Source organism: Bradyrhizobium sp. HKCCYLR20261 (genome assembly GCF_051168435.1).
GTDB lineage: Bacteria > Pseudomonadota > Alphaproteobacteria > Rhizobiales > Xanthobacteraceae > Bradyrhizobium.
This window is the reverse complement of sequence record NZ_JBNPUZ010000003.1, coordinates 68,854-83,137: the sequence shown is the minus strand read 5'-3', so window position 1 is coordinate 83,137 and position 14,284 is coordinate 68,854. Positions and strand designations below refer to the sequence as shown.

Here is a 14,284-nt window from a genome sequence, read left to right as displayed (position 1 = left end):
GCATCACGTAACGACCGTGACGCTCGCTGATAACAGTGCGCAGAACCTCGTGTCGGTCGACGACGGATCTCCAGGCGTCGTGCAGGACCGTTGCATCGAGGTGGCCCTCGATGATCAGCACGGTTTGCATCCGATAGGCATCGGGCGCGTCGTCATCGAGACTGTGACGCAGCAGGCCGAGTTGCAGCGGCGTGAGCTCGACCTCGTCCCCTGCAGGCTGCCGCCGCGTGCCGCTCGCCGAGTTTGTCGTCGCGAGCGCAGGTTGCTGCTGCAAGAAGGCGGCGAGGCGCGCGACCGTCGGCTGCCGGAAGATGTCGCGGGCGCTGAACACGAGGCCGGCCTGGCGCGCGCGCATCACCACCTGGATCGCCAGGATGGAATCGCCGCCGAGCGCGAAGAAGTCATCGTCGATCCCGAGCGGGTCCTGATCGAGGACCGACGCCCAGATGTCCGCCAGCAGCCGCTCGACGACCGTGCCGGGCGACCGGCGCGCGACGTCGGTCACGTCGGCGTCGGTCCAAGGCAGGGCCGCGCGATCGATCTTGCCGCTGCGGCTGCGCGGCAGCGCGGGGAGATCGATGATGCGCGAGGGCACCATGTAGTCCGGCAGGAACTTGATGAGATGACTGCGCATCTCATCCAGCGTCGGACGGCGATCGTCTTGTCGCGGCACGACATAGGCGACGAGCTGGGCGTGGCCGCGCGTCTCACGCACCATGACGCAGGCATCGGCGATGTCCTGATGGCGCTGCAGCGCGTGCTCGATCTCGCCGGGCTCGATGCGCAGGCCGCGGAGCTTGATCTGGTGGTCGACACGGCCGAAGCATTCGAGCACGCCGTCCTCGCGCCAGCGGCCGCGGTCGCCGGTGCGGTACAGCCGCGCGCCCGGCGCGCCCAGGGGATCGGCGATGAAGCGTTCGGCCGTCAGGCCGGCGCGGTTGCAATAGCCGCGCGCCAGCCCGACGCCGCCGATATAGATCTCGCCTTCGACGCCGACCGGCACCTCGGCGAGCCAGTCGTCGAGCACGCGGATGACGGTGTTGGCGATCGGCCTGCCGATCGGCGGGCGTCCGCTGTCCGCGCCCGAGAACCGCATCATGGTCGAATAGATCGTGGTCTCGGTCGGGCCGTAGTAGTTGTGGACGCTGGCGACGCCGCAGGCGGTCAGGCGCTGCAAGGTCGGGTCGGTCAGGGCTTCGCCCGCACTGAGGATCTTGAGGCCGGCGAAGGCGCCGGGCACGGACGCCGTCAGCAGGTTGAGGACGGTCGGCGTCGCCTGCAGGGCCGTGACGCCAGCCGCGCCGATGAGCGCCGCAAGCCGGTCCGGCGCCGTCGCCTCATCCTCGGCGGCCAGCACGACGCAGCCACCGGTGACGAGCGGCAGCAGCAGCTCGACGATCGAGATGTCGAAAGACGCCGTCGTGGTGGCGGCGAAGCGGTCGCTGGGCTGCAGCTGCAGTTCGGATTGAACGGCCGCCAGCAGATTTGTCAGGCCGCGATAGGTGACGGTGACGCCCTTCGGCCGGCCGGTGGTGCCGGAGGTGTAGAGCAGATACGCCGCCTGCAGCGGGTGCGGCTGCCGCAAGGGCGGCGCCGCATCGGTCGTGCCGGGATCGATCGTGAGGACCGGCACGGAGGTGGGCAGAGCCACGGACGTGTCAGCAACGATTGCAAGCGCGGGACGGGCATCGTCCAGCATGTAGCTCACGCGCTCGCGCGGCAAGGACGGATCGATCGGCAGATAGGCCGCCCCGGCTCGCAGCACGGCAAGGATCGCGACCAGCAGCTCGGGCGAGCGGGGCAGGTAGAGCGCGACGAGATCGTCGGTGCCGACGCCGCGCGCGGCCAGTTGCGCGGCGAGCGCGCCGGACATCGCCTCCAGCCTGGCATAGTCGATCGTTTCGCCTCGCCAGATCAGCGCAGGCGCGGTCGGCGTCGCCTGAGCGTAGCGCAAGAAGCTCTCGAGCAGATGGCCGGCCGGCTCGGGCGTCGCCGTGGCGTTCCACGCCGTCAGGCGCGGATCGGGGCGCAGATGCGCCGTCACAACGCGGCCGAGCCGTGCATCGCCGTCGTCGGCCATGGCGTTGAGCAGGCCGCGCAGCTCCGCGATCAACGCAGCCGCCGGCGTGCCGCCGAACAAATCGGGGCGGGCGTGCAGCCGCAGCGTCAGCTTTGCGCCGGGCAGCACGGCCAGGCTGAGCGGATAATGGTTGGCGTCGCGGCCCTGCACCCGCGCGATGCGCAGCGCGCCGCTGTCACCGATGGCCGCGGCCGAGACCGGATAGTTCTCGAAGGCGAGCAGCGTGTCGAACAGCGTATCGGTGCCGAGCTGCTGCTGGATCTCGCCGAGGCTGAGATGCTGGTGGGCGAGCAGTGAGGCCTGACGGTTCTGCAGATCGGCGAGGAACGTCCTGATCGTTATCGCCGGCGAGAGTTTCACCCGCAGCGGCAGCGTGTTGGCGAGCAGGCCGACGATCTGGTCGGAGCCGTCGAGCGCGGCGTCGCGGCCGGCCACGGTGATGCCGAACACGACATCGTCGCGCCGCGTGCGCGCCCCGAGCCAGAGCGCCCAGGCGCCCTGGACGAGGGTTGCGAGCGTGACCCCGAGCGCGCGCGCCGTGGCCACCAGGCGCCGCGTTTCGTCACCCCCGAGCGTGACGTCGGTCTGCGTTGCGTCCACATGGCCGGTGAGCTGCGGCGCGACCAGCAATGGGCCGCTCCAATCCTCGAACGCATCGCGCCAGGCGGTGAGCGCCGCGCCGCGGTCCTGCCGGTCGAGCCAATCGAGATAGCGGCTGTACGGCACCGCCGGCGGCAGCGCGGTGTTGCCGTGATAGAGTTGCATCAGATCGCGCAGCACGATCGGCATCGACCAGCCGTCGATGAGGATGTGATGCAACGTCAGGATCAGCACATGGTTCGTTACGGCGCTGATCAGGCTGACGCGCAGCAGCGGCGGCGCCGCGAGATCGAACCGCTGGGCCAGATCGTCCTGGCGAACCCGGTCGACGACGGCGGCGACATCCTCACCCGCATCGACCATCCGCTCACGCCAGGGCAGCTCGACGGAAGGCGCGATGCGTTGCACGAAGCCGTGCGAGCCATCGGCATGGAAGGCCGCACGCAGGTTGTCATGCCGGGCGAGCAGCGCGGCGACGGCGCCGCGCAGCCGATCACGATCAAGTTCGCCTTTGAATGCGACCTCGAGCTGGACGACATAGACATCCGTCCGGCCGGGATCAGCGAGGTGCTCATACAGCAGCCCGCGCTGCAGCGGCGCTAGCCGGACCTGCCGGATCGGCACAGTCCTTGCCGCATCGCTGCGCGGCAGCGGTGTCGCCGGCGTGAGCTCGGCGAAGCGTTCGAGCAGGGCGAACCAGCGCGTCGCGAGACGGCGGGCGAACCCGTCGTCGACCACGCTTCGGTCGCTCGACCAGGTGGCGCTGAGCCGCGCGTCGGCGCCCTGGCCGATCGCGACCGTGTTCAATTCGACCGCATGCGCGGGACGCAGGTCCGACTGTTCGACGAGATCGGCGGGCAGGGCGGTCGGAATGATGCTCCAATCCGCGACATGGTCGGTCGCGAAACGGCCGAGATAGTTGAAGCCGACCTTCGGCGCGGGCAGGCAGGCGAGAGCCGGCGCGCTGTCCTCGTTCAAATAGCGCAGCAGGCCGAAGCCGAGTCCGTCATCGGGCACATCGGCGAGGCCCGCCTGGACCGCGCGCAGCGCGCCGAGCAGACCTTCGCCGTCGGCGTCAGCTGCGGGGAGATCGAAGCGGACGGGATAGAGGCTCGTGAACCAGCCGACGGTGCGCGACAGATCGATCGCCGGGTCGAACTCGTTGCGGCCGTGCCCTTCGAGGTCGATCACGACGGTCTGCGGTCTCATCGCATCGTGGTCGGACAACGCCAGCACGAAGGCTGCGAGCAGGATATCCAGCACGCGCGCGCCAAGCCGGCGCGGCGCGTCGCTCATGATGCGTGCGGTCACCGATGCCGGCAAGGTCAAGGTCAGATGCTGCATGCCGCCGGAGACCGGCTGTGCCGGCGGCGTCAGCTGCGGCGGAGCTGCGCTGGCGGCCAGCGTCCGCTGCCAGTGCGGCAGTTCGGCCAGCACCGAGGGATGCCGTGATCGCGCGTGAAGCCACCGCGACCATTGTCCGAAACTGGTCCCAAGGGCGGGCAGCTGAGCCGGCTGACCGGCGGCCGCTGCCTTCCATGACGCAGCGAGTTCCTCGATCAGGATGCGCCAGGACACGCCATCGACCGCGAGGTGATGCAATACGAGCAATAGCGCATCATGGTCGGTTCCGGCCGCCGTGAAATGCACCGCCTGCAGCATTACGCCTGCGGTCGGCTCGAGGCGCGCCTCGGCCGCGCCGATCTCCTGGCTGATGCGCTGTGCGCGCTGCTCCGCGGTCAGCGTGCTGATATCGATCTGGCGCAGGCAGCGGCGCGTCAGCGCCGGGTCAACCGGCGCGATCTGCAGCGACGCCGCGCCGTCGATCGGGTCGAAGGCGAGTCTGGAGCGAAGCATGGCATGACGCGCGATCGCGGCGTCAATCAGTTTGATCAGTTGCGGCGAGGTGAGGCCGCGCGGCAGCCGCACCGTCATGCTCTGGCTGAAGCGGGCGAGATCGGTGCCGCGGTCGAGCAGCCAGCGCATGATTGGCGTCAGCGGAACGGTGCCGCCATCCGCCTCATCATCAGTGTCGACCTGCTTCGGGGCGGTGATGGTCGCGAGCTTCGCGATCGTGCCCTGCTGGAACACGTCGCGCGGTGTGAGCACGAGGCCGGCTCGCCGTGCGCGCGTCACCATCTGGATGCTGGTGATGCTGTCGCCGCCGAGCTCGAAGAAGTTGTCGTCGATCCCGATCTTGTCCGTGCCGAGCAGCTCGGCCCAGATCGCGGCGAGCGCCTGCTCGGTCGCCGAGCGCGGCGCGCGATAGCTCGCCTCCGCGGCGGCGGCGAGATCGGGCTCGGGCAGGGCCTTGCGGTCGAGCTTGCCGTTCGGCGTGAGCGGCAGCGCGTCCAGCGCGACGAACAGCGCCGGCACCATGTAGTCCGGCAGCAGCGCTGCGAGATGACTGCGCAGCTCGGCCGTCGCCGGCGCAACTCCGTCGCGGCCCACGACGTAAGCGACCAGACGCTGTCCTTGCCCATGCTCCTGCGCAACGACCGCGACGGCAGACACACCGTCATGACGGCGCAGCGCGCTCTCGATCTCGCCAGGCTCGATGCGGAAGCCGCGAATCTTGACCTGGTGGTCGGCCCGACCGAGGAATTCGAGCGTGCCGTCGGCGTGCCGCCGCGCGCGATCGCCGGTGCGATAGAGGCGCGTGCCCGGCGGTCCGAACGGATCGGCGATGAAGCGCTCCGCCGTCAGGCCGGGCCGGTTGAGATAGCCGCGCGCAACGCCTGCGCCCGCGACATACACCTCGCCCTCCACGCCGATCGCGACTTCGTTGAGCTGTGGATCGAGCAGATGGATGCGTGCATTGTCGATCGGTGCGCCCATCGGCGGCGCTGCGTCGCCCGACAGGGGAGCGCTGATCGTGGCGCAGACTGAGACCTCGGTCGGGCCGTAGGCGTTGAGCATGCGTCGGCCGGGTGACCACAGCGCGACGAGTTCGCCCGGGCAAGCTTCGCCGGCGACGACGAGTACGCGGCAGCTGGCGAGATCGGCCGGCTCCATCACGCGCAGCGCGGTCGGCGGCAGCGTTGCATGGGTGACGCCGCATGATCTCACGAGCGCTGAGAGCGATGCGCCCGGGCGGAGCGTGTCGGCATCGCCGGTCACGATCGCCGCGCCCTTGGCGAGCGCCGTCGCGATCTCCGATACCGATGCATCGAAGCTCGGCGAGGCAAATTGCAGCACACGGTCGCCGGCCTTGATGTCGAACGCGGCGGTCTGCGCGTGGACGAGATTGACGAGCCCGCGCTGCGGGATGGCGACGCCCTTGGGGCGGCCGGTCGAGCCGGAGGTGAAGATGACGTAGGCGAGATCGTCGGGCCGTGGACGCTGCTGCGGCAATTCGTGTGGCTGTTGCAGCAGCGCGGGATCGTCGATCCTGAGCTGCGTGAGATCGCCGGGCAATGCGGCGGTGCTGCCGTCGGTCAGCACCAGTTGCAGCCTCGCATCCTCCGCCATCACACGCAGCCGCTCGGCCGGATAGGCCGGATCGAGCGGCACATAGGCGTGGCCGGCCTTGAGCACGGCGAGGATCGCCACGATCAGCTCGGGCCCGCGGCCGAGCGCGATGCCGATCAGCGCGTTGGCTGACGTGATGCGCGCGGCGAGATGTCCGGCAAGGTGATCGGCGCGGCGATGCAGCTCGGTGTAGGAGATCTCGCCGCCGGCGTGGACGATCGCCGGCCGATGCGCATGGTCGCGCGCGGCCGCATCGAGCAGGTCGAGAATGGTCTCGTCCGGCGCGCGCTGCGCCGACGTCGCATTCCAGGCCTGGAGCTGGCGTTGCTCCGCGGCGCCGAGCATCGAGAGGCTGCTGAGCCTTGCGGTGCCTTCGGCCTTTGCCATCGCGCCGAGCAAGGCGGCGACATGACCGGCCAGCCGCTGCATGCTCGCGTGGGCGAACATCTCGGCGTCGTATTCCAAAATGCCCTCGAGCCCGCCATCGCCGGTCGGCTGTAGCGACAGGGTCAGAGCGAACTTGGCGACACCCGGCTCCGGCGGATGCATCCGCGTGGTGAGGCCGGCGATCTCCGGCGCGCGGAACGCGGCGGCGTTCTGCAGCGCCAGCATCGCCTGGAACAGCGGGCTGACGCCGAGCTGGCGGGCCGGCTGCAGCTCCTCGACCAGTTGTTCGAACGGCAGGCTCTGATGCGCAAAGGCGGCGAGATCGGTCTCGCGCACGCGGGCGAGCAACTCGGCCAGTGTGGGATCGTCTGACAACCTCAGCCGCAGCACCAGCGTGTTGACGAAGAAGCCGATCAGCCCCTCGAACTCGCGGCGGGTGCGGTTGGCGATCGGCGTGCCGATGCTGATGTCGTCGCTGCCGCTCCAGCGCGCCAAGACGGTGGCGAAGGCGGCATGCAGGACCATGAACAGCGTGACGCCGTGGCGGCGGGCCAAGCCTTCCCAGGCTGCGACCTCGCTCGCGTCATGACGCAGATGGACGAAGCCGGCGGGATGGCGTGGCGTCGTCGGACGCGGCAGGTCGAGCGGCAGCTCCAGCCGCGCCGGCGCCTCAGTGAGCGCCGCACGCCAAAAAGCGAGCTCGCGCGGGATCGGTCCTTTGGGATCGGCCAAAAGCTGCCGGTGCCACAGCGCGTAGTCGGCGTATTGCACCGACAGCTCCGGCAGCTGCGCAACCGCGCCGCTGCGCGCGGCCTCATAGAGCCGCGCCAGCTCGCCGAAGAACACACCGGACGACCAGCCGTCGAAGGCGATGTGATGGATGACGACCGCGAGCACATGACGCTCGGGGCCGAGCCGCACCAGAACCGCATGCAGCGGCAGGTCGCGCGAAAGGTCGAAGCGGTGCTGCACGAGGCCATCGAGCCGCGTAGCCAGCGCGGCGTCGCGATCGGCAGGGGCGAGATCGGAGAGATCGTCGTGCAGCAGGCGGAAGGCGCTCGCCGGCCGGATGATCTGGATCGGCGCATCAGCCTTGAGTTCGACCGTGCTGCGCAGGCTCTCGTGACGGGCGACCAGCGCGGTCAGCGCACGATCGAGCGCCTGGGGGTCGAGTGCGCCGTCGAGATCGAGGGCGAACGGAATGAGGTAGGCGGCCGAGCCGCCTTCGAGCTGATCGAGGAACCACAGCCGGGTCTGCGCTGCCGACAGCGGCAGATCGGCCGGGCGGGGCAGCGCGACGAAGGCTGTGGCCTGATCAGCGGTCTTGTCGTCGAGCGAGGCCGCAAGCCGGGCGATGGTCGGCTGCTCGAACAGCCGGCGCAGCGGCAGCTCGCGGCCGAACTGGGTGCGCAGGCGGGAGACGAGCCGGGTGGCGAGCAGCGAGTGGCCGCCGAGCTCGAAGAAATTGTCGTCGATGCCGATCCGGGCATGACCCAGCAGCTCGGACCAGATCGCGGCGAGCGCCTGCTCGGTCGCCGAGCGCGGCGCGCGATAGCTGGCCTCTGAGGCGGCGGCGAGATCGGGCTCGGGCAGCGCCTTGCGGTCGAGCTTGCCATTCGGCGTGACCGGCAGTGCGTCCATCGCGACGAACAGCGCCGGCACCATGTAGTCGGGCAGCAGGCTGCCGAGATGACCGCGCAGCTCTGCCGTCGATGGCGCTACGCCGTCGCGCCCGACCACATAAGCAACGAGGCGCCGTCCCTGCGCATGCTCCTGCGGCACCACGGCCGCTGCGGCTATGGCCTCATGGCGGCGCAGCGCGCTCTCGATCTCGCCGGGCTCGATGCGGAAGCCGCGGATCTTGACCTGGTGGTCGGCGCGGCCGAGAAACTCGAGCGTGCCGTCGGCGCGCCAGCGCGCGCGGTCGCCGGTGCGGTAGAGCCGCGTGCCCGGCGGCCCGAACGGATCGGCAATGAAGCGCTCCGCCGTCAGTCCTGGACGGTTGATGTAGCCTCGCGCGAGGCCCGCGCCCGCCACATACACTTCGCCGACGACGCCGATGGGTACCAGCGCCAGCCGCTCGTCGAGCAGGTGCACTTGCATGTTGTGCACGGGGCGGCCGATGGTCGGCGGTGCGTCGTCGGGACCGTCCGAGAACCAGGCGGTGGAGTAGACGCTCGCTTCCGTCGGCCCGTACAGATTCCAGATCCGGCAGTTCGGCAGCACCTGCCGTGTCCGGTGCACCAGCTCCTCGGGCAGCGCCTCGCCGGCGAGGATCAGCGCGCGCGCATCGGTCGGCAGCGCCGTGGTGTCGAGCAGCGTGCGCAGCACCGACGGCACGCCGCTCAACAGCCGCATGCCCGAGCGGCCGCGATGGGCGATGGCGAGCAGGTCGGGCGCGACCTCGATGCAGCCGCCGCAGCTCAGCGGCGAGAACATCTCCAGCACCGACATGTCGAAATTGATCGAGGACGAGGCGAAGGTCGAAGCCAGCACATCGGTGCCGACAGCGGCAAAGCTCCAGCGCACGAGATTGACGAGCCCGCGCTGCGGGATGGCGACGCCCTTGGGGCGGCCGGTCGAGCCGGAGGTGAAGATGACGTAGGCGAGATCGTCAGGCCGCGGACGCCGCTGCGGCAAGGCGGGCGGCTGTTGCAGCAGTGTGGGATCGTCGATCCTGAGCTGCGTGAGATCGCCGGGCAATGCGGCGGTGCTGCCGTCGGTCAGCACCAGTTGCAGCCTCGCATCCTCCGCCATCACACGCAGCCGCTCGGCCGGGTAGGCCGGATCGAGCGGCACATAGGCGTGGCCGGCCTTGAGCACGGCAAGGATCGCGACGATCAGTTCCGGCCCGCGGCCGAGCGCGATGCCGATCAGCGCGTTGAGCGTGGGGACGTGCGCTGCGAGATGTCCGGCGAGGTGATCGGCGCGGCGATGCAGCTCGGCATAGCTGATCTCGCCGCCGTCATGGACGATCGCCGGCTGCTCGGCATGGTCACGCGCGGCGGCATCGAGCAGATCGAGAATGGTCTCGTCCGCGTCGCGCGGCGCCGACGTCGCATTCCAGGCCTGGAGCTGGCGCCGCTCGGCGGCGCCGAGCATCGAGAGGCTGCTGAGCCTTGCGGTGCCTTCGGCCTTTGCCATCGCGCCAAGTAGGGTCGCGACATGCCCGGCCAGCCGCTCCATACTGGCGGGCGCGAACATCTCGGCGTCGTATTCCAAAATGCCCTCGAGCCCGCCGTCGCCGGTCGGCTGCAGCGACAGGGTCAGCGCGAATTTTGCGACACCCGGCTCCGGCGGATGCATCCGCGTGGTGAGGCCGGCGATCTCCGGCGCGCGGAAGGCGGCGGCGTTCTGCAGGGCGAGCATCGCCTGGAACAGCGGGCTGACACCGAGCTGGCGGGCCGGCTGCAGCTCCTCGACCAGTTGTTCGAACGGCAGGGTCTGATGCGCGAAGGCGGCGAGATCGGTCTCGCGCACACGGGCCAGCAACTCGCCCAGAGTGGGATCGTCCGAGAGCCGCAGCCTTAGCACCAGCGTGTTGACGAAGAAGCCGATCAGCCCCTCGAACTCGCGGCGGGTGCGGTTGGCGATCGGCGTGCCGATGCTGATGTCGTCGCTGCCGCTCCAGCGCGCCAAGACGGTGGCGAAGGCCGCATGCAGGACCATGAACAGCGTGACGCCGTGGCGGCGGGCCAGCGCCTCCCAGGCCGCGACCTCGCTCGCATCATGACGCAGATGCACGAAGCCGGCGGGATGGCGCGGCGTCGTCGGACGCGGCAGGTCGAGCGGCAGCTCCAGCCGCGCCGGCGCCTCAGTGAGCGCCGCACGCCAAAAAGCGAGCTCGCGCGGGATCGGTCCATTGGGATCGGCGAGCAGCTGCCGGTGCCACAGCGCGTAGTCGGCGTACTGAACGGCAAGCTCCGGCAGCTTCGCAACCGCGCCGCTGCGAGCGGCCTCATAGAGCCGCGCCAACTCGCCGAAGAACACGCCGGATGACCAGCCGTCGAAGGCGATGTGATGGATGACGACGGCGAGCACGTGACGCTCGGCGGCCAGCCGGACCAGCACGGCATGCAGCGGCAGGTCGCGCGACAGGTCGAAGCGGTGCTGCACCAGACCATCGAGCCGGGCAGCGAGCGCGGCGTCGCGATTGGCGGGGCCGAGATCGGAGAGATCGTCGTGCAGCAGGCGGAAGGCGCTCGCTGGCCGGATGATCTGGATCGGCGCATCGGCCTTGAGCTCGACGGTGCTGCGCAGGCTCTCATGGCGCGCAACCAGCGCGGTCAGCGCACGATCGAGCGCCTGGGCGTCGAGTGCGCCGTCGAGATCGAGCGCGAATGGAATGAGGTAGGCGGCCGAGCCGCCTTCGAGCTGATCGAGGAACCACAGCCGGGTCTGCGCCGCCGACAGCGGCAGATCGGCCGGGCGCGGCAGCGCGACGAAGGCGGTGGCCTGATCATCGGTCTTGTCGTCGAGGGAGGCTGCGAGCCGGGCGATGGTCGGCTGCTCGAACAGCCGGCGCAGCGGCAGCTCGCGGCCGAACTGGGTGCGCAGCCGGGAGACGAGCCGGGTGGCGAGCAGCGAGTGGCCGCCGAGCTCGAAGAAATTGTCGTCGATGCCGATCCGGGCATGGCCCAGCAGTTCGGCCCAGATCGCAGCCAGTGCCTGCTCGGTCGCGGAGCGCGGCGCGCGATAGCTCGCCTCGGAAGCAGCGGCGAGATCGGGCTCGGGCAGGGCCTTGCGGTCGAGCTTGCCGTTCGGCGTGACCGGCAGCGCCTCCAGCGCCACGAACAGCGCCGGCACCATGTAGTCCGGCAGCAGGCTGCCGAGATGACCGCGCAGCTCGGCCGCCGATGGCGCCGCGCCGTCGCGTCCGACGACATAGGCGACGAGACGCCGTCCTTGCGCATGCTCCTGCGGCACGACCGCCGTCGCCGCCACGGCCTCATGCCTCCGCAACGCGCTCTCGATCTCGCCGGGCTCGATGCGGAAGCCGCGGATCTTGACCTGGTGGTCGGCGCGGCCGTGAAACTCGAGCGTGCCGTCGGCGCGCCAGCGCGCGCGGTCGCCGGTGCGGTAGAGCCGCGTTCCCGTCGGCCCGAACGGATCGGCGATGAAGCGCTCCGCCGTCAGTCCGGGACGGTTGATGTAGCCGCGCGCCAGCCCGGCGCCTGCGACATAGACCTCGCCAACGACGCCGATGGGCAGCAGGTTCAGCGCATCGTCGAGAATGACGACCGCGCGATTGGCAACCGAGCGACCGAGCGGCAGCGGTGTCGTGATCGCGGCGACGTCCGGCAGCGGATGACGGGTGACGAAGGTCGTCGTCTCCGTCGGACCGTACATGTGGCCGACAACGGTGCGGCTGTGGTCGAGCACGCGGCGCACGACCTCGGGCGATACCGTCTCGCCGCCGGTCAGCACCTCATCGACTCCGTCGAAGCAGCCGGGCTGTTCCTCCGCGACTGCCGCAAACAGCTGATAGGTCAGGAACAGGCGCGTCACGCCGTGATGGCGGATCGCCGCCGCCAGCCGGCCCGCATCGAACGCGCCGGTCGGCCCGATGGCAACGCTGTGGCCGTGCAGCAGAGGTGCGAACAGCTCGAAGGTGCTGGCATCGAAGGCCGGGTTGGAATGCAGCAGGATCGTCTGCGCTTGGCCGCTGTGCCAGATCGGATCGTCTGCCAGTGAGATGATGTTGCGATGGGTGATGCCGACGCCCTTGGGGCGGCCGGTCGAACCCGAGGTGAACATGATGTAGGCGAGATCGTCGGCCGCGCCGGCAATCTCCGGAGCGCGATCGTCGACTGCATCGGGGCGCGGCAACAGAACGCTCACGCCGGCCTGACCGGCAAGCTCCGCCGCCAGCGCCGGCGCGGCCACCGCAAAGCGCGCGCCAGTGTCGAAGAGGATGAAGTCGCGCCGGTCGCGCGGCTGTCCCGGCTCCAGCGGCACGTAGGTCGCCCCGGCCTTGAGCGCGGCCAGGACCGCGATCACGAACTCCGGCGAGCAGGCGAACAGCAGGGCGACGCGATCCCGCGGCCGGACTCCGGCGGCCATCAGCTCGTGGGCGAGCGCATTGGCGCGTCGGTCGAGATCACGATAGGTGAGCGTCCGGTGACCGGCGCGGATGGCGATCACGTCGGGCGTTCGGTTGGCCTGTGCGGCGAAACGTCCGGCGAGGGTTTCCTGCGATGCGATCTCGGTCACGCAGGCGGGCGCGCCGGGCTGCTCGGCTTGCGCCAGATCCGAAGGCACCAGCGCCAGCCGGGCCGCCGGACCCACCGGATCCGCGGCGAAGGCGCGCAGCAGCGTCTCGAACGCCCGGGCCCAATGCCGAACCGTCGCCGGCGCGAACAGGTCAGGATTGAACTTGAAATTGCCGAACAGCGCCGCGTTGGCTTCGTACAGTTCGAGAACGAAATCGAACTGGCCGAGCTGCTGCGGAAACGGGTCGCTGCGCGCAGCCAGTCCGCCCCAAATGCTCCAGCCGTCATTCGGCAGCGGCGCGATCAATCCCTCGACCGCCTGCTGACCGCGGAGTTGCAGGAAGTTGAAGCACGCCTGATAGATCGGCGTTCGCGCCGGATCGCGCCGGGTCTGCAGCCGCTGCGCAAGCAGCGAGAACGGATAGTCCTGGTGTTCGGCTGCTTCCGCTGTGGCGCGCCGTGTGGCGTCGAGAAAGGCCGCGAGGCTCTGGCCGTCCGTCAGCCGCGTGCGATGCACGACGGTGTTGACGAAATAGCCGACGGTCGCCTCGAAGGAGGCTTGCGTGCGGCCGGAGACCACCGAGCCGAGCAGGATGTCGTCCTGTCCGCTCAGCCGATGCAGCAGCAGGCTGTAGGCGGCAAGCAGCACGACGGACAGCGTGGTCTCGTGACGCCGTGCCAGCGCCTTGAGCTGGGACAACAGCTCCGGCGCGACGGTGAGGTCGATCTGTTCGCCGCGCTCCCGGCGCTGCGCCGGCCGCGGATGATCCAGCGGCAGGTCGAGCACCGGCAGCTCGCCGGACAGCAGCCAGTGCCAATACGACCAGAGCTGCTCGCCGCGCGCCCCGGCCAGCAACGCACGCTGCCAGCGGACGAAGTCCGTGTAGCTGCGTTCGACGGAAGGGAGCTCGGCGATGGTCCCCGCGGCCCTGGCCTGATAGCTCCGTCCGATCTCGTCGAGCAGGATGACGATCGACTGGCCGTCGATGACGATGTGATGGGCGAGCGGCAGCAAAACGTGGTCGTCGCTGCCGCGGCTGATCAGCACAGCCCGGAACAGTGGGCCGTGCTCGAAGCCGAACGGCTCGTCATAGGCGGCCTGCACCGTCTGGCGGAGCGCCGACTCGTCTGCGACCTGGACGTGGCGGAGCTCGACGGCCCGCGACGACACGGCCTGCATCGGTGTTCCCGCGCGCCAGGCGAATGTGGTGCGCAAAGCGGGGTGGCGGGCGGCGACGTCCTGCAACGCCAGCCGCAATGCCGCGACGTCGACCGGTCCGCGCAGCCGGACCGGAAATGCGACGTGATAGGCCGTGCTCGACGGATCGAGCTGGTGCAGAAACCACAGCGCCTGCTGGCCGAAGGACAGGGGATGATGGGCCGCCTCGGCGCCGCGCCGCCGCAACAGCTCGGCCGCGAGCTTGCGCTTGCGCTGGAGCTCGTCGGTATCGACGGCGACGGCAGACCCGATCGGGTTGTCCTCAGGGGGCAGGCGCTCCGATTCTGCGCGTGAGGGGTCCCATCGGTCGTTCAC

The 14,284-nt window shown here is 69.9% G+C and carries 1 protein-coding gene (cut by a window edge); it reads right to left on the bottom strand.

The features are described from left to right. Positions 1-14,284, bottom strand: the 5' portion of a protein-coding gene (locus ACQR1L_RS07575) for an amino acid adenylation domain-containing protein (protein WP_434857330.1). It extends 3,602 nt beyond the left edge of the window; 14,284 of the gene's 17,886 nt are visible here — the first part of the coding sequence; its start codon is at positions 14,282-14,284; its stop codon lies off the left edge, out of view.